Origin of the sequence: Sinobacterium caligoides (assembly GCF_003752585.1) — a bacterium.
Classification (GTDB): Bacteria; Pseudomonadota; Gammaproteobacteria; order Pseudomonadales; family Sinobacteriaceae; genus Sinobacterium; species Sinobacterium caligoides.
On sequence record NZ_RKHR01000003.1, the window covers coordinates 692,980 to 713,153 of the forward strand.

Sequence of the window (20,174 nt, forward strand, 5' to 3'; positions counted from 1 at the left end):
AATTTCTCACCTTTTAACTGCGCTTTAGCTGCCTCCTTTATAAGCACTTCTTTTCGTCACGCCTTTTAAGCTTCCTTGCAACGGCTAAACCTTCTTACGACCGCCCCTAGCTATAACGAGTAACCGCAAGCCTTAACGGTAAACCTTAACTACAGACCTTAACTACAGACCTTAACTACAGGCACAAAATAGCCCGCCCTCCCGCTAAAAGGGCCATACCAATGGCGCAATCAACACCGTCAAGACGCCAACCAGAAAGGTTAGCGGGCCACCCATGCGCAGGAAGTCGACAAATTTATAACCACCCGGCCCATAGACCATCAGATTAGTCTGGTAACCAATCGGCGTCGCGAAACAGGTCGAGGCGGCAACCATTAAGGTGATTACAAAAGGCGTTACACTCACCCCAAGCGTCTCGCTCAACGCCACCGCGACAGGGAACAGCAACACCGCCGCCGCCACATTGGAGATCAGCGCCGAGAAACCAGCAGTCAGCAAGAAGATCGCCGCCAAGCTCAGGTAGGCCGACCCCGACACCACCGAAAATAACGAGCTAGCGACATGAGTCGCCAAACCACTCTGCTGCACTCCTGCACCGAGTGCGATAGAAGCCGCGATCACCATCAATACCTGAAAGTCGATACTCGATCTCGCCTCAAAGGTCGATAGACAGCCGGTCATCACCATCGCAAATGAGGCTAGCACAGCCGCCCCCAACATACTGACCCCAAAGCCACTGACAGCCACAACCATAGCCAGCAGGATAGAAATGGCCCACCAGCGCTTACCGTGGCGCAGCGGCTCCGAATTAGCGACTCGACTAACCAATAGGAAGTCCTTGGCATAGGCGTACTGCTCGACAAAATCATCCGCCGCTTCTAGCAACAGGTTGTCGCCCGCACGTAGCTCAACATCACCGAGCCGTCCCTTGACCTTCTCCCCCTCACGCGTGATTGCAATAATGGCTGCGGTATAACGTGTGCGAAATCGGCCATCGCGCACCGACTCGCCAACAAGCGGGTTATTCGCCGAGATAACAACCTCAATTAAGCAGCGACCGTCTTGCACATCATCTAACTTAAATACCTGCTCTTCACCACTGCGCAGACCATGAATTCGCTTCAGATCGACAACAGCCTCAACATCACCGGCAAACACCAAACGATCTCCGGCATACAATACCTCTGAAGACGCCACCGCCGGCATCACACGATTATTACGTACAATTTCAACGAGGAATAAGCCTGGAAGATGACGCAAGCCAGCCTTTTCGATAGACAAACCCGCCAGCGGACTAAAAGGCTCAACCACCATTTCCACGACATATTCACGCCCCCCCTCCAGCTTGGCAGTGAAACCACTCTTGTTCGGCAATAATCGACGACTAAAGATGACCACATAAGCAGCCATCACCAATACACAAGGCACACCAACCCAAGCAATCTCAAACAGCGACAACCGTACATCAGCCTGGTAGCGGTTAAACATGTCATTGAGCACGAGATTAGTACTTGTACCAACCAAGGTACAGAGTCCGCCTGTGATGGCGGCAAAGCTTAGCGGCATCATCAATTGCGAGACAGAGAGCTTATTTCGACGCGCCCAATCACTTACCGCTGGTACCATCATCGCGACTACCGGCGTGTTATTAAGTACTGAGCTTACGGCTGCAACGGGCAACATCAAGCGCAATTGCGCCGTCATCGTCGAGCGCGGACGACCCAGCACCCCCTGTGACATCCATGCCACCGCCCCACTCTGAGAGAGCCCGCGAGCTACGATATACAACACCCCCACTGTCGCCACACCCTCATTAGAAAGCCCCTGCAGCGCCGTGGGAATATCAATCACACCAAAGGCAACCAAACAGGCTACAGCACTAACCAGTATTCCATCCGCTGTAATACTCGACAGTGCCAACAATATGAATGTAACCGCCACAATCAGCAACGTTAACCAAGCATCAAACGCCATAATTCACTCTCAATACCTTACAAGCCATAGCAAACCATCATTACCAGCAACTTCACTAACGATAAAAATTTGTCAACACATCGATAAAGCGCGCTAAGTCTGTTGCCGGCAGCTCATTAATACCCGCTGCCGCCTTGCGCCCGCCACCCGTCTCAAACTGACGAACAACTTCGTCTGCCCCTGTTTTGTTGTTTAGCGGCGCCCTCACACTCACAAGATAGCTCCCATTAGTCTTCTCTGTCAGTACCGCATGTGCTCTATCGGGATGCGCATTAGCCAAGTCATTGCTGTACACACCACCAACCCGGCGTGCCCACTTCTCATTAGGCAGGGTAAATACTGCCGCCACATCGCTCTCTATCGTTGCAGAAAGCGCTGCCGCTGTAGCCATGTCTTGCTGATAACCCGCCTCCAAGCAGTCAAACGTCGCCACATCGTCAGCAATAAAGTCTAACGGCGAAGCGTAATGACGCAGCCTGTCAAACAGCGCAGCAGGAGTAAAGTGTAGATCTTCGAGTGTCGCACCGTAACCATTATAATTCAGATAGACACCAAGGCTTGCCAACTGCTGTAACTGTGCTGAAGTCAGCTCAGTGGTCTTTGCTAGCGCCTCTGCGCCACGATTGAGGTTATCACCAAAAGCCCCCGTGATCGCCCACTCACAGTAGCGACCCGAGAGGTAACTGTTTATCAAAAGCGATGTACAGACATCTGAGGCAGTGTTAATAATCGCCTGCAAATTATCGTGCTGCGGAATGCCACCCGCAAAATGGTGATCGACATAAAGTATCCTCGCCCCTTTATCAAGAGCATCAACGACACCAACGCGGTTCTTATCAAATGAAATATCTAAAACAACGACATCATCGCCTGCGGCAATTGACGCCTGCTCAACAAGCGCGATATCGCGCTTTACCCCTGTCACCAAGCGACTATCACAAGGCTCTGCCTGCCGCAGCTGCAGCAACGAACAGATGCCATCAGCATCACCATTAAAAATATCAACCTTCGCCATTATCGCTCTCTTGCAGCACACATTAATAATGGCGAGATTGTAACACAGCCATTGAGACACTCCCGCCTTAATGACGAGCATGCCCAATGACATCGAAAAAATTCACTAATTTAGGCGTATCCTTGTTGAGTTTTGCGCCACCATTCTCTCACTAACGCCTTTCACCTCCGCCAGCTCTTCGGCTGACTTGAAGTCACCATGCAACTGCCGATAGGCAATGATTGCCTTCGCCCTGGTCAAGCCCACACCAGACAGCATCTCCGCCAACATATCTGCATCAGCACTATTTATATCGACACGCTCAACGATTAACGAGCCATCTTCGGCCGCAATTACAGTAGCCATAGGAGACAACACGATCGCCGCTGAAAGCAGTACTGACTTTACTATAGTTTTCATAACACATTCCTTTGTACGTTATTGAAAAAGTAGAGCCCCACTAACGGCGTTAGCGGGGCTCTAGAAATATAGGTCAGTACAGCCATTCAACCACCCTTAAACTTGGGGGTATAGCGCGCCTTTAATCGCCCGCCTTAATATCCGCCAAGATCGACTGCAAAGCATCGAGCGGCTTAGGCTTGGAAGTGATCGGTCGACCTATGACAAGATAATCACTACCATCGCGCAGCGCCTGCGCCGGCGTTACAATGCGGCGCTGATCGCCCGCAGCATCCCCAAGAGGGCGTATCCCCGGCGTCACCAACTTAAAGTCTCCCCCCACCACCGAGCGCAACATCGGCGCCTCCTGTGCCGAGCAAACCACACCGTCTAAGCCACAACTTTCCGTCAATAGCGCTAGCCGCTTTACCTGCTCCTGCGGTGCCACAGCAATACCAACCTCAGCCAAATCCTCAGCCTCCATGCTGGTCAATACCGTAACGGCAATCAAAAGCGGCTGGTGAGCCGACTTGTCAATTGCCTCTCGTGCCGCCTCCATCATGCGGCGCCCGCCACTTGCATGCACATTGACCATCCAGACACCCAACTCTGCGGCAGAGCGCACAGCACCCGCACAGGTATTGGGAATATCATGAAACTTCAGGTCGAGAAAAACATCAAAGCCTCGCTTAACTAGCGACTCCACTAACTGAGGACCTGCCGCAGTAAACAACTCCTTCCCCACCTTCAGGCGGCAGCTATCTGCTGATAGCTGATCAGCCATCGCAATGGCGCCATCGGCAGTGGGAAAATCTAACGCGACTAGAATCTTAGGATCAGACACAGATACTCTCCAAAACAAAAACAAAATATAAAAATTAACAAACCTAGGCTACTGCCCCTCGACACCTACGATCGGGGCAACCACTCCCCACCCCTTACACGAAGGGCACAACCAGTGTAGCTGCTGCCCAGCAAAGCCACATTCACGACAACGGTATTGGGGCTTATGCGCCAACAACCCCTCCAACAGGTCTCGCAACATTTGCAGATTTTCCGCAGCGCTGCCGATCGCCGAGAGCTGATGAAAATCGACCAAGCTAATCAACCCTTGTATCGTTGGCCTATCGCGCATCAACTGCGACAGGCGCTCCGCCGCTGCTTTCTCACCCTGCTGCGACTTAAGCCCCCAAATCAGCTCCATCAACACCGCCGTCATTGGTTGCTGCCGCAACACCTTCTCTGCAAAAACGATAAAGCCCTGCACATCGTTCAGCTGTTGATAACAGCGAGCAATCATACCTATCGCTTCACTCATGTAGAGTAAATCCTGCTCCTGAACCTGCCCCAGCACTTTAATCGCCTGGTGATAGCGCTGGGCACTCATTTCTACACGCCCGAGAATCAAGCTGGCGCGCACACAGCTACGATCGAAATCGAGCGCCTGCTTCAACAACAAGCGCACTCTGCGCCAATCATCGCGCACGATCTCCTGCTCAGCTAATTCACAACAATAGTGCGCCATTGCGATGCCGAGCGTCGACACCTGCGCCTGCTTTGAGCGCAGCAACCTGCGAGGTACCAGACGCATGCCTGTATCGATGGCCAACTGCCAATCTCGCTGCTCCTGATAGATATCAACCAACTGACTCAGCGCCTTCGTCGACAACTCACTCTGCTCGCTAACCAACTGCTTAAAAAGTGACTCAGCACGATCAAGCAGGCCTGCTTGCGCATAATCCCTAGCGAGCGCGAAGTGCGCCATATGACGCTCTTTCACCGACAGCGAAGGACGAGCCAGCAAGTTCTGATGCACCTTAATGGCACCCTCAACATCACCGCGCTCACGCAGCAGATCCCCCATGGAGATATGCGTTGGTAGAGTGACCGAGGAAACCTCAAAAGACTCCATAAAACTGTCGACAGCCTCATCACCATCCTCCTTGCTCATTAACAAGTTGAGGCTGCGATAATAACTCATGGGAATAACTGGAGAGTCCGGTAGACGACGGCGTTTGGGTCGCCGATAGCGTCCTAGCAGCCAACCTATGGCCACCGCCACAAAGATGACAAAGAGGAGGGATAAATCTGGCATCTAGCTGCTCATCGGGTTTTGCTTAAGTCTCGCGAGCGCTTTCTCTGACTTCACCAACTTCCTCTTCAACTGCGCCTGACGCCCATACATCTTTATGAACACAGCTGCAGCGGAACCCAGCCCCGCTACCGCCCCTGTAATAAACGACAACACCACCCAACTGCCCGAGGTAACCGTCATATCAAAGAGGAAAAGATCGACCGTCACCGAAGTATTGTTTTCCACCAGAAATAGCAGTGCCATGACAATGACAGCAATAATCAACAGCGCCATAAGCAGCAGTTTTACAATACGCATAGGGGCTCAGAATCTAGACAAATGGTATGGAAAGATAACGTGTTAAGTCAATTTGTGCAATAAAAAAGGCCGCTGTAAGCGACCTCTTATCAATCATTACAACACCGACTGTAAAAATTAGCGGAACTTAGCAGCCGAAGCATCAACTCGCTCACGCAACTGCTTGCCGGGCTTGAAGTGAGGGACATGCTTACCCGTCAATTCTACAGACTCTCCAGTCTTAGGGTTGCGACCCTTGCGTGGAGCCCGGTAGTGTAGGCAGAAACTACCAAAACCACGAATCTCGATACGGTTACCAGTGGAAAGTGATTCTGACATCTGCTCTAACATCACCTTAACAGCCTGTTCAACGTCTCTTATTGGCAGTTGAGGCTGCTTCTCAGCAATACGTTCAATTAACTCTGATTTCGTCATATAAAATTCCTGAATATATACTCAACCATTCCCGAGCCGATCATTACACAACAAAGATCGAGCATTGGGCGGAAGCTATTTATCGACACGCATTATAAACACTAGCATGCAACATACATTTTGACGTAGTGTAACCTGCATTAAAAGCCTGTTCACTCATTATAGACTGAAAAAATTAGATTTTAATCATTAATTTACGCAACAACTCTCGATTGATACTAGCAACAAACTAGTGACTTCGCCAACCCGCCGTGGCGAGCAGATCTCGAGCAAACAAAAAAGTAAGCGACCAACAACGAAAAACGGGGCCGAAGCCCCGTTTTTACTCAATCAAGCTTATTCCTGCTGGAATTACTTGTCTTGGCTCTGCATCTGAGCCTTGATAAGGTCACCTAGTGTTGCAGGAGCAACAGCTGACTCATCAGACTTCATAGACTTAATAGCCTCTTTCTCTTCAGCGGCGTCTTTGCCCTTAATAGAGAGAGATAGAGCACGGTTCTTACGATCAACGCTGATGATAAGAACTTCAACAGTCTCACCTTCTTTCAGTGCGTTGCGTGCATCTTCTACCTTGTCACGGCTAATTTCAGAAGCGCGTAGCGTTCCTTCAACTTCGTCCGCTAGAACGATAACAGCAGCCTTAGCATCGACTTCTTTAACAGTACCGGTCACGATGCTGCCCTTGTCATTCTCTGCAACGAACTCAGCGAATGGATCGCTGTCTAGCTGCTTGATGCCAAGAGAGATACGCTCACGCTCTGGGTCGATAGAAAGGATAGTAGTTTCGATCTCTTCACCCTTCTTGTACTTACGAACGGCTTCTTCGCCGGTTTCGTTCCAAGAAAGATCAGAAAGATGTACTAGACCATCAATGTTACCCTCAAGACCGATGAAGATACCGAAGTCAGTGATAGACTTGATAACACCATTAACCTTGTCACCCTTGGCGAATTGACCAGCGAATGCATCCCATGGATTCTGAGTACACTGCTTAACACCTAGAGAAATACGACGACGCTCTTCGTCGATATCAAGAACCATCACTTCAACTTCGTCACCTACGTTGACGATCTTAGAAGGATGTACGTTCTTGTTGGTCCAGTCCATCTCAGAAACGTGAACAAGACCTTCAACGCCTTCTTCAAGCTCTGCGAAACAACCGTAGTCGGTAAGGTTAGTCACCTTAGCCTTGATCTTAGCGCCTTCAGGGTAACGCTTAGTGATCTCAACCCATGGATCTTCACCCAACTGCTTAAGACCTAGCGATACGCGGTTGCGCTCACGATCGAATTTAAGAACCTTAACGTCGATCTCATCGCCAACATTAACGATCTCGCTTGGGTGCTTAATACGCTTCCAAGCCATATCGGTGATGTGTAGTAGACCGTCAACGCCACCTAGGTCAACGAAAGCACCGTAGTCAGTAAGGTTCTTAACGATACCCTTAACAGACATACCTTCTTGTAGGTTAGACAGAAGAGCTTCACGCTCTGCACTGTTAGCTTCTTCAAGAACAGCACGACGAGAAACAACAACGTTGTTGCGCTTCTGATCTAGCTTGATAACTTTAAATTCTAGCTCTTTACCTTCTAGGTGAGCAGTGTCGCGAACTGGGCGAACGTCAACTAGAGAACCAGGTAGGAAGGCACGGATGCTTGCAACATCAACGGTGAAACCACCCTTGACCTTACCAGAGATAACACCTTTAACAACTTCTTCAGCTTCGAAGGCTTTCTCAAGCTCTTTCCAAGACTCAGCGCGCTTAGCTTTTTCACGCGAAAGCTTAGTTTCGCCCCAACCATCTTCGACAGCGTCAAGTGCAACTTGAACTTCGTCACCAACAGCTAGCACTAGCTCGCCGCTGTCGTTTAGGAATTCTTCACGTGGGATGATGCCTTCAGACTTCAGACCAGCGTGTACGGTGACCCAGTCGCTGTCGATATCAATAACGATACCGGTAACGATTGAACCTGGTTTCATGTCGATGGTTTCTAAACTTTCTTCAAAAAGTTCAGCAAAGCTCATGCTTTCGCTCATAGCAAATACCTGTAATTAGTCGGGCCCAATGCCCTCATCCGCAGCCGCCAGCTAACGCGGGTTAGTTTTTTTAACGGTACACAGAGCCTCTACTGGCTAGCTCTGCGCCACCGCTCTTATTCCACTCTACCGGGCATCGATTAAACCTCAGCGAGGCATCAACACCGTACAATAAAGCGATATAATTACATGGCCACATGGCCAGAACGCGCCTTAAATTAGTCCGCGTTCCTTGGCAAAAGCAACAACTGCCGCTTTCACCTCTTCGATAGACATTGCTGTACTATCAATAATTTGTGCATCTTTTGCGGGCCGTAAAGGTGCCACGGCACGGTTACTATCCCGCTCATCTCTCAAATTGATCTCTTCGAGAAGACGCGCGAGGGTAACATTTCGCCCCTCACCTTGCAACTCATCGTCGCTTAACTGCCCTTTATCCCGTAACTGCAGATAGCGCCGCTGCGCCCGCTCTTCAGCTCCGGCTGTCAGGTATATCTTCAGCGCCGCCTCAGGGAAAACTACCGTCCCCATGTCACGCCCATCAGCCACAAGACCGGGCACCTGAGCAAAGTCACGCTGACGCTGCAGCAAGGCATCACGCACCGGAGTCAACGCCGCAACTTTAGAGGCCAAGCCGCCAGTCTGCTCCGTGCGCAACTCATTACCCACAACTTCGCCCTGCAGCCAGGTCGTCACCCCCTGCCCCTGCTCACCCGCATCAAAACGTACATCGAGGTTCGCCGCAACTTGCGCCAATGCCGCCTCATCATCAAAATCAACACCTTGGCGCTGAGCTGCCAGTGCTGTCAAACGATACAGAGCGCCGCTATCAAGCAGAGCAAAACCGAACTCCGCTGCCAACAACTGGCAGAGGGTGCCCTTACCGGCACCACCAGGACCATCAACTGCAACAACTATTGCTTGCCTAGTTTGCATCGTTATCTACTACCTCAATTTTAAAACCAATACTGTTACACAATTCTGCAAAGCCTGGGAACGATGTCGCTACGGCTCCGCAGCCTAAAATAGTAATCGTTTCTGTAGCGCGTAAACTCGCCACAGCGAAAGACATCGCAATGCGGTGATCACCATGCGTGGCGATCGTCGCCGCCCCAAAAGGTCGCACACCTTCACCGACACCATTTATCACCATGCCATCCTCTGTCGGCGTGGCATCGATGCCGCAGTCAACCAAGCCGTCGGCCATCACCTGGATACGATCGCTCTCTTTGACCCGCAACTCTTCTGCTCCCGATAAGACGGTCTGCCCCTCGGCACAGGCCGCAGCAACAAACAGTACCGGGAACTCATCAATCGCCAACGGCACCTGATCTTCTGGTATGTGAATTCCCTTAAGACCGCGGTAACGCACACGTATATCCGCCACCGGCTCACCACCTACCTCACGCTCATCGAACAACTCAATATCCGCATTCATCAAGCGCAAAATATTAATAATGCCCACTCGGGTCGGATTAATACCGACATGACGCAGGGTGATATCGGCTCCCGGCGTAATGCTCGCCGCCACCATAAAGAAGGCCGCAGAGGAAATATCGGCAGGCACATCGATATGACAGCCACTGAGCGTACCACCACCGAGTAACTTTGCCGTAGAGCCTTCGGTAATAACCTCATAACCAAAGCCACGCAACATACGCTCTGTATGGTCCCGCGTCGGCGCTGGCTCCGTCACGGAGGTCTCCCCATCCGCATATAAGCCAGCCAACAGCACACAGGACTTCACCTGCGCACTCGCCATCGGCATGTCATAATGCATCGCTGTTAGCGCTTCACCACCACCGACGATCATCGGCGGGCGGCCCGCTTCGGCCGTCTCAACCTTCGCCCCCATCTCGCGCAGCGGATTGGCAACGCGCGCCATTGGACGCTTACTCAAAGAGGCGTCACCAATCAGCGTCGAACTGAACGATTGTGCCGCCAAGATACCACTGAGCAGACGCATCGAAGTCCCAGAGTTACCCATATCAAGCGCAGCAGCGGGTTGCTGTAAGCCATTCAAGCCCACGCCATTAATTGTCACCCGACCTGCATCCGGCCCCTCAATTGCCACCCCCATATCACGGAAGGCATTTAGCGTCGCCAGAGCATCTTCTCCTTCAAGAAAGCCCTCAACCGTCGTCACACCTTCTGCTAGAGAGCCCAACATGATAGAGCGGTGTGAAATTGACTTGTCTCCAGGCACACGAAACTCACCAGATAACGATTCGCCTGGGCGCGCTAAGAACTGAATATTATTGTCCGACATAATCTATTACTCTCAAAATCATTACTGCTAAGTACTATCGCCAGAATTTATGACGGCTATGCAGCATAAAGCCTTGCCATAGCCGTGGCGGATTATAATTTCTTTTGTTGACGCTTCTGCAAGATCGAGGAGAAGTGTCGTCGCGCCTCACGTGCACGCTGGAAGCTCGCCATAATCTCGTCGCCATTATCACTGGCAATATTCTCGCGCAGCAGCTTCAGCTGATCGGTAAAGTCATCCATCATAGACAATACCGCAGCCTTGTTCGCCAGCACGATATCGTGCCACATCTGCGGATCACTGGCGGCGATACGAGTAAAGTCACGAAAGCCACCGGCAGCATTATCGAAAATTTCATAGCTGCAGTCTTGCTGCGCCAAGCTATCGACCAACGAGTACGCAAGAACGTGCGGCAGATGTGACGTCGCTGCCAAGACTCGATCGTGGCGCTCCACATCCATACTGACCACTTCCGCACCACAGCCCTGCCACAACTCACGCACTACAGCCTCTGCCTCTGATGAGGTCTCAGCTGTTGGCGTCAAGATCACACGGTGATTCACATAGAGCTCGGCATTTGCCGCCTCGACACCGGACTCCTCGGAGCCCGCAATGGGATGACCCAACACCAACGTCGACGGTACCTGCCCATAAATACGTTGAGCCGCGCGATAAAGGTTTCCTTTCACGCTAGCGCCGTCGGTGATGATACTACGGCTATCGGCCACAACTGCCAAACGCTCTAACATGCTCTCAGCAACAAGCGTCGGGGTAGCTATAAAAATAACATCGGCGTCTTTCACCGCTTCCGCCAAATCCAGCTCATAGCGATCGATGACACCAAAGTCGATAGCTTTCTGCAGATTAGCCTCCTTGCGCCCCCAACCAACAACCTCGGCCGCAAGACCACGCTGTCGACAGGCTTTGGCAAGAGAGCCACCGATGAGACCGGCGCCTAGCACCACCAATTTATTAATAATCATCCTCAGCTACCCAGCACTTTTGTCAGCGCCTGCAGTAAAAAGCGGTTTTCTGTTTCTAGACCAATCGACAGACGAAGATGCTGTGGCATCTGATAAACACCCACTGGACGTACGATAACACCTTCTCTCAACAGCCCATCATAAATCGCCAGAGCATCTCCCTCAAACTGAGCGGCAATGAAGTTACCAGCGGAGGGAATGTAATCGATACCGAGGCGGGCCAGCCCCTCTTGCAGCTGCTGCTTTCCTGTCGCATTAACCGCACAGCCTCGCTGTAAATAGTCATCGTCAGTCAACACTGTACGCGCAGCAACCAAGCCAAAACTATTGACATTAAAGGGGGCCCGCACCCGATTCAGCGCATCCGTAATCTGCTCATTTGCGATGGCATAACCAACACGCAAGGCCGCCAACCCCCAAGCCTTAGAAAAGGTACGCGTGACGATCAGATTATCGTATTGCGCCAACAAATTCACACCGTCAAGCAGGTCTTCACCACTGTTATATTCGATGTAGGCCTCATCTAACACAACCACCACATCACTCGGCACCTTAGCCATAAACGCAGTAAAAGCGGCAGCAGAAAAACAAGTGCCTGTCGGGTTGTTCGGGTTAGCAACAAACACCAGACGAGTGTCCGGTTCAATCGCCGACGCCATCGCATCCAGATCATGTCCCCAGTCTTTCGCCGGCGTTACAATGGCACGAGCACCACAGGCCTGCACCGCAATAGGGTAGACAATAAACGCATGCTGAGAGAAAACCGCCGACTTGCCAGGCTCGAGGTAAGCGCGAGCAATCAAATCCAAAACATCGTTAGAGCCATTACCCAGCGTCAGCTGTGATGACAACACTGACAGACGCTCGCTGAGCGCTGCCTTCAACTCGAAACCATTAGCGTCCGGATAACGACAGATGTCAGCTGAGGCCGCTTGCAGTGCAGCCACGACTTTGCTGCTTGGCCCTAGCGGATTCTCATTACTCGCCAGTTTAATCACATGATCAAGGCCGAGCTCACGCTGCAGCTCTTCGATCGGCTTGCCCGCCTGATAAGGGTGCAGGCCTTGGATGCCCGCATTGGCGAGAGCTAAAAAATCACAACTCATGGTCATACTCATCATTTAGCGGCGAAAACAGCACCGTCAACGACAGCACCCGCCTAGTTTAATCACAGTTTCTTGCTACAGGGCCGCTTTCGGGTAGGAGCCTAGATGCTTAATCACTACCGATTGCTCCCGAATCTGCTCCATAATCCCCTTCACATCACTATCATCGACATGCCCCTCGAACTCCATGAAGAAGACATAGGTCCACGTCTCCGTCCGTGAGGGACGCGTATCTATCCGCGTTAGCATCACACCGGCATCTTGAAAGGGTTGCAACAAGTTAAAAAGTGCACCTGGCTTATTACGCGTGGTGACTGCGATAGAGGTCTTATCTGCACCGCTGCTACCGACCGCCTCGCGACCAATAATCAAGAAACGAGTCGTGTTGTTTGAGAAGTCTTCGATGCCAGAGGAGAGACTGACTAAATTATATTCCTCCTGCGCCATAACACCGGCGACTGCCGCAACACTCGGGTCAGCAGCGGCCATCTTAGCCCCCTCGCCATTACTGCTGACAGCCACTCGCTCAACATGTGGCCAGTGTTTGTCGAGCCACAAGCGGGACTGCGCCAGCGCCTGCTGATGCGCCACAATCGTTTTTACCTGCTCAATTTTCACCCCTGACTGAGCCATCAAATTAAGCTCAATACGGAGCTCAACCTCACCACAGATTTTTAATGAGGAGTTAATAAAGCTATCGAGTGTATGCGTCACCATACCTTCAGTCGAGTTTTCGACCGGCACCACGCCATAATTACATTCACCGGACTCCACTTGACCAAACACACTCGCGATAGTTTGCTGAGGCTGAGGGATTACCGCGTGGCCAAAATGTTTGACCGCCGCGGCCTGAGTAAAAGTACCCTCGGGGCCAAGATAAGCAACCTGCATGGGCTTCTCTAACGCTAGGCAGGCCGACATGATTTCTCGAAAGATATGCGCCACAGCACGCCCTTCCAGCGGCCCGTCATTACGCTCCATCACCTTACGCAATACTTGCGCCTCGCGTTCCGGGCGATAAAACAACACCTCCTCTGGGTCGCGACCATCTGCTTTCGCTGCCTCAAATTCAATAAACTTGGCATCGGCAACGCGCTGCGCACAGACCGCTCGCTGATTAATCAACTGATGAATTTGACGATCGATACTATCGATACTGTCTCGCAACTCCGCCAGGCTCGGAACCTCGGCTGCGCAATCACTCTTTGAACTATCGACCATAACCACTCAACTCAGCTATCGCTTCCTCGCCGCAGCGCGCCGAGGAGTTACTCAATGAAGATCGTTGCGTCCAAGAAAAAGCGAACACACGACCACGATTTAAACAGACTAGGCGTTGCGCTGCTGGAAGTCAGCCATATAGGCAATCAGTGCGTCGACAGCCTCTTCCGGCACAGCATTATAAATACTCGCACGCATACCACCGACACTACGATGCCCCTTAAGGTTTAGCAAGCCTGACTCATCGGCGCCGAGCAAAAATGCCTTATCCAGCGCGCTATCAGCGAGCGTAAACGGCACATTCATCAATGAACGGCTCGCTCGCTCAACCGGGTTGGCATAAAAACCAGAGTTGTCGATAAAGTCATACAACTTGGCCGCTTTACGTGCATTCACCTGCTCCATCGCCGCCACACCACCCTGCTCCTTCAGCCACTCGAAAACAAGGCCGGACAAATACCAGCTATAGGTCGCCGGGGTATTGTACATCGAGTCATTCTCCGCCGCCGTCTTATAGCTAAACATCGCCGGGCAACTGGCCTGCGCACGATCAAGTAGATCTTTACGAACGATAACGAGCGTTAAGCCGGCAGGGCCGATGTTCTTCTGCGCTCCCGCATAGATTAAACCGAACTTATTCACATCAATCTGACGCGAGAGAATAGTGGAAGACATATCCGCAACCAGCGGCACGTCGGCCTGCGGCTCCCAAAAGAACTCCACCCCTCCGATTGTCTCGTTAGGCGTGTAGTGCAAATATGCTGCTTCTTTATTCAGCTGCCAGCTGTCGAAAGCCGGTATCGTGGAAAAGCTTGTGTTCTCTGAGCTAGCCACGACGTTGACGTCACAGAAACGACCAGCCTCCTTAATTGCCTTCTTCGACCACTGCCCGGTATTAACGTAATCAGCGGTACCTTTTTCGCCCAGTAAGTTTAAGGGTACAGAGGCAAACTGACTGCTGGCACCGCCCTGTAAAAACAGCACCGCATAATCATCACCGATAGACATCAACTCTCGAAAATCCGCCTCTGCCTTTTGCGCAACGGAGACAAACTCAGGAGAACGATGGCTCATCTCCATAATCGACAAACCGCGGTCATGCCAATCACTCATCTCAAGTTGGGCACGTTGTAGCACCGCCTCAGGTATCGCGGCGGGGCCGGCACAGAAGTTAAATTTACGTGTCATTGCTATCAGTCCTCGTTCTTAATAAAAGCAAAAGTGAGACGCCCTAAGGTCGCCTCACTTTTTATCCCTTTTCACACAGGTTGTTATCATTATCGGCTTGGGGGCCAACTTTTTACTCGTTAGCGTCGCCGTCATCAGTAGAAGGTGCTGCCGCCTCTACAGCTTCGCCACCCTCCAGCGCAGACTCTTCGCCCTCTAACAGTTCTTCTTCATCGGGTTCCTCGATACGCGCCGAGCTCACCAGCTTCTCACCGTCTCTGAGGCGAATTAAGCGTACGCCCTGAGTATTACGGCTCAACACAGAGATCTCGCTGGTACGCGTACGCACCATCGTGCCCTGGTCGCTGATTAGCATCAGCTCATCACCTTCAAACACCTGCACAGCACCGACCAGCGAGCCATTACGATCACTGCACTGCTGACCAATAACACCCATATTACCGCGACCTTTGGTCGGGAACTCAGCCATGTCACTCTGTTTGCCGTAGCCATTTTCGCTAACGCTCAACATTCGGCCGTTTTCGGCAGGGATCATCAAGGAGATAACGGAACTACCCTCATCCATCTTGATGCCGCGCACACCGCGGCTGCTACGACCCAGCGGACGCAATAACGACTCTTCGAAGCGAACCACCTTACCCGCATCTGAGACCAACATGATGTCATCGCCACCGTTGGTGATGGCCGTGCCAACAAGAGAGTCGCCGTCATCGAGCTTCACGGCAATCAGACCCGTGCTGCGCTGACGTGCAAAGTTAGTCAGCGCCGTCTTCTTGATCGTGCCATGTGCAGTCGCCATGACCACAAATTGATCTTCACGATACTCACTAACAGGCAGGATACTGGTGATACGCTCACCCTTTTCTAGCGGCAGCAAATTGACCACAGGGCGACCACGAGAGATGCGACTGGCAACTGGGATATGGAACACCTTCAACCAGTACACCTTACCGAAATCACTAAAACACAATATGGTGTCGTGGGTACTAGCGATCAACAAGTGCTCAACGAAGTCATCGTCCTTCACTGCCGTCGCCGACTTGCCTTTACCGCCACGGCGCTGCGCTTGATAATCTGACAGCGGCTGAGTCTTCGCATAACCACCATGGGAGATGGTCACAACTCGATCTTCCTCTGGGATCAAATCTTCAACTGTTAGGTCGTGAGTAGAAGCACAAATTTCGGTACGACGCTCATCGCTATACTCATCACGGATCAGCTCAAGCTCTTCGGTGATCACCTCAAGCAAACGATCGCTACTGGCCAAGATATGTAGGTACTCAATAATTTGCTCGAGACGCTCCTGATACTCGGAGATCAGTTTCTCATGCTCCATGCCCGTGAGCTTCTGGAGACGTAAATCCAAGATAGCCTGGACCTGAACTGGCGAGAGGTAATATTTACCGTCACGATAACCAAACTCTTCCGGTAGGTCCTCTGGACGACAAGCTGTCTCGCCCGCCTGCTCGAGCATCTGCGCGACATTACCCAGCTCCCAGCCGACACTAATCAGCGCCTCACGTGCCTCAGCAGTATTGGCAGAAGCCTTAATCGCAGCAATCACTGGGTCGATATTGGAAATAGCTATCGCCAGACCTTCCAAGATATGCCCACGCTCGCGTGCCTTACGTAACAGATAAACAGTACGACGTGTAACAACTTCACGGCGGTGCAATAAGAAATATTCGAGTAGCTGCTTAAGATTCAGGATCCTTGGCTGACCGTCAACCAATGCAACCGTGTTAATGCCGAACACCGCCTCTAGCTGGGTCTGCGCATAAAGGTTATTCAGGACGACATCGCCCATTTCACCACGCTTAATTTCCACCACGATACGCATGCCGTCTTTATCAGACTCGTCACGCAGCTCGCTAATACCCTCGATCTTCTTATCCTTGACCAACTCGGCGATCCTTTCGATCAAGCGCGCCTTGTTGAGCTGATAAGGGATCTCGGTAATGATAATCGATTCTCTACCCTTGGCATTCGTCTCGACTTCGGCGCGAGCACGAATCCTAATGCGGCCACGCCCTGTGCGGTAGGCTTGGATAATTCCCGCACGGCCGTTGATAATCGCCGCTGTAGGGAAGTCTGGGCCTGGGATGTGCTCCATCAGTTCGTCGATGGTAATATCGCTGTTGTTAATCAGCGCCAAACAACCGGAGATCACTTCACCGAGGTTATGCGGTGGAATATTCGTCGCCATACCAACCGCAATACCCGAGGCTCCATTCACCAAGAGGTTGGGGATTTTAGTGGGCATAACTGCAGGAATCAGCTCGGTGCCATCGTAGTTTTCTACGTAATCGACGGTTTCCTTATCCAGGTCAGCCATGATCTCATGGGTGATCTTGCGCATACGGATCTCCGTATAACGCATCGCCGCCGCACTATCACCATCAACAGAACCGAAGTTACCCTGACCATCAACCAACATATAACGTAGGGAGAAAGGCTGAGCCATACGTACGATGGCCTCATAAACCGCGGAGTCACCGTGCGGGTGATATTTACCGATGACGTCACCGACGACACGCGCCGACTTCTTGTAGGGCTTGTTGAAGTCATTATTAAGTACACTCATCGCAAACAAGACGCGACGATGCACTGGCTTCAGGCCATCTCTCACATCGGGAAGTGCACGACCGATGATGACGCTCATCGCGTAATCGAGATAAGATTGCTTCATCTCGTCTTCGATATTGACCGGTATAATGTCTCTTGCTATCTCACTCATGGAAGATGGCTGCCCCTACGGTTAAGTTATGTCGACGATTTAAATCTTAGATTTAAATACTCGCTGTTGCGCCCCTCGCCCCCGGTTACCCCCACCGCGACCAATAAACGGTCAACATTTAGGAGGCAGTCGCCCGAGAGATTGAGAGACGACAAAAATTCAAGCATCAGATCATAACATAACCACCCCCGCTGTCACGCTCTGAGAGCCCGTAGAAGCGATTTCTGCTACTTTAGCGAAAGCTAATATACAGGGGATTTACTCCTTAAACACATTTGAGGCCTCCACAACCGCTCTGTTAGCCCCAATAACCACCAATACAGGTTATACTAATCCCACTCTATCGACCCCAAAAACAACCTTCAGCACACAACCACAAATTTCAGCGAAGCGAGACCCGACTTTTTATGAGCCAAGAACAGAGCATAGATACCCTTATTAGCGCGGGCTGGGTTATTCCTGTAGACGATGCGCAGAGCTGCCATACAAATCACGCCCTCGCCATCGACAAGGGCATCATCATTGATTACGGCCCCCGCCAGCAATTACAGCAACGCTACCGGGGACGCATAGAAAAACATCTCGCCGATCACTTATTGATACCCGGCCTTATCAATTGCCACGGCCACGCCGCGATGACCTTGCTGCGGGGTTACGCCGACGACTACCCGCTGATGGAATGGTTACAGGAGCACATTTGGCCAGCCGAATCGCGCTGGGTCGATGGCGACTTTGTGCGTGACGGCACCGAACTCGCCATTGCCGAGATGCTCCTCGGCGGAACCACCTGCTTTAGCGATATGTATTTCTTCCCCGAGCAGGCTGCAGAGGCGATTGAGGCCAGCGGTATCCGCGCACAACTCTGCGCCACCGTGCTCGACTTCGCCAACAACTGGGCCAGCGGTGCCGATGACGCCCTCGCCAAAGCTGGTATTCTTGCACAGCAATATCACGACCACCCACGCATCACTGTCGCTCTCGGCCCGCACGCTCCCTACACCGTGAGCGACGAGAACTTTAACAAGGTCATCAACACCGCCAAGCAACATCAACTAAAGATTCAAATCCACTGCCACGAGACGCAGCAAGAGGTCGACGATTCACTTCGTGAACACGGCATGCGACCATTACAACGACTCGAACAATTAGGGTTGCTCACAGCCAACACCCAGCTCGTTCATATGACCGCTCTCAACGATGATGACATTGCACGCGTTCGTCGTAGTGGCGCCTCGATCGTGCACTGCCCAGAATCCAACCTCAAACTCGCCAGCGGCTTTTGCCCGGTAGACAAGCTGCATAAGCAAGGCATTAACATTGCCATCGGCACCGACGGTGCCGCCAGTAACAATGATCTCGACTTACTCGGCGAACTGCGGACTGGCGCACTGCTAGCCAAAGCCGTTGCCGGTGATGCCAGCGCCGTCAAAGCCCATCAAGCGTTGGAAATGGCCACGATCAATGGCGCGCGAGCCCTAGGTCTCGAGCAGCAGCTTGGCAGCCTCAGCATCGGTAAATTTGCCGATATCGTTGCGCTAGATATGACGACACTGACCGCCCAACCGGTATACAATCCACTGTCACAACTTATATATGGCAACAACACCCTCGCAATAAGCGATGTGTGGGTTGCAGGGCAACAATTACTCGACGAGCGTCAGCTGACCACGCTAGACACCGGCCACATTCACCAGCGCACCACCCAGTGGCGCAATAAGATACGAAACGACAATGACCGATAACACGCAACAACAGAACGTCGACCCCGCCGAAGTAGCCAAGTTTGAAGCGCTCGCCAGCCGCTGGTGGGATCTCAATAGTGAGTTCAAGCCGCTGCATGCGATCAACCCACTGCGCGTCAACTACATTGATGAGCGCTCCCCCGTCGCGGGCAAAAAAGTCATCGATGTCGGTTGCGGTGGCGGCATCCTTTCAGAGGGACTGGCCCAGCGCGGCGCTGACGTCACCGGAATTGACATGGGCAAGCAACCCCTCGAAGTCGCCCGTCTACACCTACATGAATCCAAACTCGAGATCGACTACCAGCAAAGCACCGCTGAGGAGATGGCCGACAGTCATACTGAGCAGTACGACGTCGTCGCCTGCCTCGAGATGATCGAGCACGTCCCTGACCCTGCCTCCGTCATCAAGGCCTGCGCAAAGCTCTGCAAGCCCGGTGGCGACCTTTATTTCTCGACCATCAACCGCAACCCCAAAGCCTACCTAATGGCTGTCGTCGGCGCAGAGTATCTACTGAAACTACTCCCCAAAGGGACCCACGACTTCGCTAAGTTTATCCGCCCCTCCGAGCTCAGCCAATTTGTTCGCGACGCAGAGTTAGAGCTTGTTGATATGATCGGCCTACACTACAACCCAATTACGAAGAGCTATAAGCTCGCCGACGGTGTTGACGTCAACTACATGATCCATGTGCACAAGCCTAAGTAAGAGCAAGTAAAG

17 protein-coding genes are annotated in these 20,174 nt (G+C 52.0%); 2 read left to right on the forward strand and 15 right to left on the reverse strand.

Annotated elements, in window-relative coordinates; all coding sequences use genetic code 11:
• Positions 1 to 204: 204 nt before the first annotated feature.
• The 15 genes from EDC56_RS03220 to gyrA all read right to left on the reverse strand — a co-directional run bounded on the left by EDC56_RS03220 (position 205) and on the right by gyrA (position 17,714).
• Entirely contained in the window at positions 205 to 1,974 is a 1,770-nt protein-coding gene (locus EDC56_RS03220; protein WP_123711066.1) for an SLC13 family permease, read from the reverse strand.
• A gap of 55 nt (positions 1,975 to 2,029) precedes the next feature.
• Entirely contained in the window at positions 2,030 to 2,989 is a 960-nt protein-coding gene (locus EDC56_RS03225) for a DHH family phosphoesterase (protein ID WP_123711752.1), read from the reverse strand.
• 105 nt (positions 2,990 to 3,094) lie between these two features.
• Positions 3,095 to 3,388 carry a ComEA family DNA-binding protein gene (locus EDC56_RS03230; protein WP_123711067.1) on the reverse strand — a complete coding sequence of 98 codons (294 nt, stop codon included), beginning with the start codon at positions 3,386 to 3,388 and terminating at the stop codon, positions 3,095 to 3,097.
• A 121-nt stretch (positions 3,389 to 3,509) separates the two neighbouring features.
• Complete coding sequence (gene pyrF, locus EDC56_RS03235; protein ID WP_123711068.1) at positions 3,510 to 4,211, reverse strand: orotidine-5'-phosphate decarboxylase; 702 nt, start codon at positions 4,209 to 4,211, stop codon at positions 3,510 to 3,512.
• Between the two features lie 48 nt (positions 4,212 to 4,259).
• Positions 4,260 to 5,462 (reverse strand): lipopolysaccharide assembly protein LapB, encoded by a 1,203-nt coding sequence (gene lapB, locus EDC56_RS03240; protein WP_123711069.1) that lies wholly within the window; start codon positions 5,460 to 5,462, stop codon positions 4,260 to 4,262.
• The gene (locus EDC56_RS03245; RefSeq protein WP_123711070.1) at positions 5,463 to 5,759 is read right to left on the reverse strand and encodes a lipopolysaccharide assembly protein LapA domain-containing protein; all 297 of its coding nucleotides are present in this window, start codon (positions 5,757 to 5,759) and stop codon (positions 5,463 to 5,465) included. It abuts the gene before it with no gap.
• Between the two features lie 117 nt (positions 5,760 to 5,876).
• A complete protein-coding gene (ihfB, locus tag EDC56_RS03250) occupies positions 5,877 to 6,173 on the reverse strand; it encodes an integration host factor subunit beta (RefSeq protein WP_123711071.1) in 297 nt (98 codons plus the stop codon).
• A 351-nt stretch (positions 6,174 to 6,524) separates the two neighbouring features.
• Positions 6,525 to 8,210, reverse strand: a complete 1,686-nt coding sequence (gene rpsA / locus EDC56_RS03255; protein WP_123711072.1) for a 30S ribosomal protein S1 — start codon at positions 8,208 to 8,210, stop codon at positions 6,525 to 6,527.
• Positions 8,211 to 8,423: 213 nt separating this feature from the next.
• On the reverse strand, positions 8,424 to 9,146 hold the full coding sequence (cmk, locus tag EDC56_RS03260; protein WP_123711073.1) for a (d)CMP kinase: 723 nt from the start codon (positions 9,144 to 9,146) through the stop codon (positions 8,424 to 8,426).
• Positions 9,136 to 10,479 carry a 3-phosphoshikimate 1-carboxyvinyltransferase gene (aroA, locus tag EDC56_RS03265; protein WP_123711074.1) on the reverse strand — a complete coding sequence of 448 codons (1,344 nt, stop codon included), beginning with the start codon at positions 10,477 to 10,479 and terminating at the stop codon, positions 9,136 to 9,138. The genes cmk and aroA overlap by 11 nt, the downstream gene beginning before the upstream one ends.
• A gap of 92 nt (positions 10,480 to 10,571) precedes the next feature.
• Complete coding sequence (locus tag EDC56_RS03270) at positions 10,572 to 11,462, reverse strand: prephenate dehydrogenase/arogenate dehydrogenase family protein (protein WP_211333543.1); 891 nt, start codon at positions 11,460 to 11,462, stop codon at positions 10,572 to 10,574.
• Between the two features lie 2 nt (positions 11,463 to 11,464).
• Positions 11,465 to 12,568 (reverse strand): histidinol-phosphate transaminase, encoded by a 1,104-nt coding sequence (gene hisC, locus EDC56_RS03275; RefSeq protein ID WP_123711754.1) that lies wholly within the window; start codon positions 12,566 to 12,568, stop codon positions 11,465 to 11,467.
• A gap of 75 nt (positions 12,569 to 12,643) precedes the next feature.
• On the reverse strand, positions 12,644 to 13,789 hold the full coding sequence (pheA, locus tag EDC56_RS03280) for a prephenate dehydratase (RefSeq protein ID WP_123711075.1): 1,146 nt from the start codon (positions 13,787 to 13,789) through the stop codon (positions 12,644 to 12,646).
• A gap of 108 nt (positions 13,790 to 13,897) precedes the next feature.
• A complete protein-coding gene (gene serC, locus EDC56_RS03285) occupies positions 13,898 to 14,977 on the reverse strand; it encodes a 3-phosphoserine/phosphohydroxythreonine transaminase (protein WP_123711076.1) in 1,080 nt (359 codons plus the stop codon).
• A 112-nt stretch (positions 14,978 to 15,089) separates the two neighbouring features.
• Positions 15,090 to 17,714, reverse strand: coding sequence for a DNA topoisomerase (ATP-hydrolyzing) subunit A (gyrA, locus tag EDC56_RS03290; RefSeq protein ID WP_123711077.1), 2,625 nt, complete (start codon positions 17,712 to 17,714; stop codon positions 15,090 to 15,092).
• 407 nt (positions 17,715 to 18,121) lie between these two features.
• On the opposite strand from gyrA, the gene EDC56_RS03295 reads away from it, so the two are divergent.
• Together EDC56_RS03295 and ubiG are read left to right on the forward strand one after the other, a co-directional pair.
• A complete protein-coding gene (locus EDC56_RS03295) occupies positions 18,122 to 19,456 on the forward strand; it encodes a TRZ/ATZ family hydrolase (protein WP_123711078.1) in 1,335 nt (444 codons plus the stop codon).
• The gene (ubiG, locus tag EDC56_RS03300; RefSeq protein ID WP_123711079.1) at positions 19,446 to 20,162 is read left to right on the forward strand and encodes a bifunctional 2-polyprenyl-6-hydroxyphenol methylase/3-demethylubiquinol 3-O-methyltransferase UbiG; all 717 of its coding nucleotides are present in this window, start codon (positions 19,446 to 19,448) and stop codon (positions 20,160 to 20,162) included. The genes EDC56_RS03295 and ubiG overlap by 11 nt, the downstream gene beginning before the upstream one ends.
• Positions 20,163 to 20,174: the final 12 nt, after the last annotated feature.

Coding starts and splice junctions, on each gene's coding strand:
- EDC56_RS03220 (WP_123711066.1), bottom strand. CDS start 1,974: ATGGCGTTTGATGCTTGGTTAACGTTGCTGATTGTGGCGGTTACATTC.
- EDC56_RS03225 (WP_123711752.1), bottom strand. CDS start 2,989: ATGGCGAAGGTTGATATTTTTAATGGTGATGCTGATGGCATCTGTTCG.
- EDC56_RS03230 (WP_123711067.1), bottom strand. CDS start 3,388: ATGAAAACTATAGTAAAGTCAGTACTGCTTTCAGCGGCGATCGTGTTG.
- lapB (WP_123711069.1), bottom strand. CDS start 5,462: ATGCCAGATTTATCCCTCCTCTTTGTCATCTTTGTGGCGGTGGCCATA.
- EDC56_RS03245 (WP_123711070.1), bottom strand. CDS start 5,759: ATGCGTATTGTAAAACTGCTGCTTATGGCGCTGTTGATTATTGCTGTC.
- ihfB (WP_123711071.1), bottom strand. CDS start 6,173: ATGACGAAATCAGAGTTAATTGAACGTATTGCTGAGAAGCAGCCTCAA.
- rpsA (WP_123711072.1), bottom strand. CDS start 8,210: ATGAGCGAAAGCATGAGCTTTGCTGAACTTTTTGAAGAAAGTTTAGAA.
- cmk (WP_123711073.1), bottom strand. CDS start 9,146: ATGCAAACTAGGCAAGCAATAGTTGTTGCAGTTGATGGTCCTGGTGGT.
- aroA (WP_123711074.1), bottom strand. CDS start 10,479: ATGTCGGACAATAATATTCAGTTCTTAGCGCGCCCAGGCGAATCGTTA.
- EDC56_RS03270 (WP_211333543.1), bottom strand. CDS start 11,462: ATGATTATTAATAAATTGGTGGTGCTAGGCGCCGGTCTCATCGGTGGC.
- hisC (WP_123711754.1), bottom strand. CDS start 12,568: ATGAGTTGTGATTTTTTAGCTCTCGCCAATGCGGGCATCCAAGGCCTG.
- pheA (WP_123711075.1), bottom strand. CDS start 13,789: ATGGTCGATAGTTCAAAGAGTGATTGCGCAGCCGAGGTTCCGAGCCTG.
- serC (WP_123711076.1), bottom strand. CDS start 14,977: ATGACACGTAAATTTAACTTCTGTGCCGGCCCCGCCGCGATACCTGAG.
- gyrA (WP_123711077.1), bottom strand. CDS start 17,714: ATGAGTGAGATAGCAAGAGACATTATACCGGTCAATATCGAAGACGAG.
- EDC56_RS03295 (WP_123711078.1), top strand. CDS start 18,122: ATGAGCCAAGAACAGAGCATAGATACCCTTATTAGCGCGGGCTGGGTT.
- ubiG (WP_123711079.1), top strand. CDS start 19,446: ATGACCGATAACACGCAACAACAGAACGTCGACCCCGCCGAAGTAGCC.